This window comes from Mesorhizobium sp. M8A.F.Ca.ET.165.01.1.1, assembly GCF_004792065.1.
Lineage (GTDB): Bacteria > Pseudomonadota > Alphaproteobacteria > Rhizobiales > Rhizobiaceae > Mesorhizobium.
Map to the genome: position 1 here is coordinate 1 of NZ_SRTH01000085.1, position 408 is coordinate 408.

The following is a 408-nucleotide window of genomic DNA, read 5'->3' on the forward strand; positions in this document are numbered from 1 at the left end:
CGCCGATGCCGGGCGGCGGGTTGCCAACAACCCAGGTCTTTACGTCGGTGATTTTCATTTATGATCCTCCAGAACCAGGTCGGCGCCTTTCCATCCGGTCAGGATCGAGGCGGCGTTGGTGTTGCCCGTGATGTTGTCGGGGAAAATCGAGGCGTCGATGACGCGCAAGCCGTCCAGCCCGTGCACCTTCAGCCGCGGATCGACGACGGCGCGCGCGGCGTTCGGCCCCATGCGGCAGGTCGAGACCGGGTGATAGACGGTGCCCGAGCGCTTCCTGAAATCCTGGATGAGGTCGGCGTCCGACTGGATCGACGGTCCGGGTAGCACCTCTTCCTCGATGATCTCGGCCATGGCCGGCATCGCGGCGATCTTACGCACGAACTTCACCGCCGCCAGCATCTCGTCCAC

The 408-nt window shown here is 64.2% G+C and carries 1 protein-coding gene; it reads right to left on the minus strand.

Going from position 1 to position 408, the window contains the following annotated elements; all coding sequences use genetic code 11:
- Positions 1-54 precede the first annotated feature (54 nt).
- The coding region (locus tag EN808_RS35230; protein ID WP_245525204.1) for a GMC oxidoreductase at positions 55-408 on the minus strand (354 nt) is incomplete at its 5' end.